At 56.4% G+C, this 697-nt stretch carries 1 protein-coding gene and 1 pseudogene; both read right to left on the bottom strand.

The annotated features are described in order from the left end of the window. Positions 1-187: pseudogene (locus tag AB4Z23_RS27565) on the bottom strand (type II toxin-antitoxin system HipA family toxin); the annotation flags it as partial. Further along, positions 177-461 (bottom strand): helix-turn-helix transcriptional regulator, encoded by a 285-nt coding sequence (locus AB4Z23_RS27560; protein WP_020811813.1) that lies wholly within the window; start codon positions 459-461, stop codon positions 177-179. The pseudogene AB4Z23_RS27565 and the gene AB4Z23_RS27560, both read right to left, overlap by 11 nt. Positions 462-697 lie beyond the last annotated feature (236 nt).

Below are 697 nucleotides of genomic sequence, written 5' to 3'. Positions count from 1 at the left end.
CGCCTTCCTTGAGCGGCAGCTCCGGATCATAGATGGAAATGGAATTCTCACGGCGGCGGTAGCTGGCGCCGTAGGTGAAAAGCAGGCGCTCGCCATCCTGGTCGAGACGGCCAGCCACTACCGGTTCAGTGGCCCCGGGCAGCCACATCCAGACAAAAGCTTCCGTAGCGTCCGTCTTAGAAATCATCATCGACCTCCTTCACGCTTTGACGGACGCTCTTGGGCAGCAGGGCCAGTTTTTCGTCAAGGTGGTTATTGTGCATCTGGAGAGTGCGCTCGTCGTAATCGAAGAGGCGCACGCCCACGATGGATGCGACTTCAAAGACGATGCCGATTTCGGGGCCCGGTGCGCCTTTTTCGATACTGGATAGGGTCGTGCGGCTGATGCCGGCGCGGTCGGACAGTTCCTGCGCGGTCAGCCTGCGCTCGGTGCGGCCGACGCGGATGAGCTTGCCAAGCATGGCGAGCGCCTGGTGCGTTACGCGGGAGTAGCTTCTTTGACGGGGCATAGCTATACCATTTCGTTCGTTTAAGTGGACGTGCTGTGACTTTGCGTCCAGAAATTTGTACATTTTGCCACAGTTCTTGAGATAGGTCTAGATTTGTTCATTTAATTGGTCACAAATGCGTTCTGCGTCCAAATTTCTGCACATATGACATGGGGACTGCTGGCGGTGAGCTGCAACAGGATCAAGTC

Origin of the sequence: Agrobacterium sp. MCAB5 (assembly GCF_052114365.1) — a bacterium.
Taxonomy (GTDB): domain Bacteria; phylum Pseudomonadota; class Alphaproteobacteria; order Rhizobiales; family Rhizobiaceae; genus Agrobacterium; species Agrobacterium tumefaciens.
The sequence above is the reverse complement of the archived record's forward strand: the minus strand, read 5'-3'. Positions and strand labels throughout refer to the sequence as shown.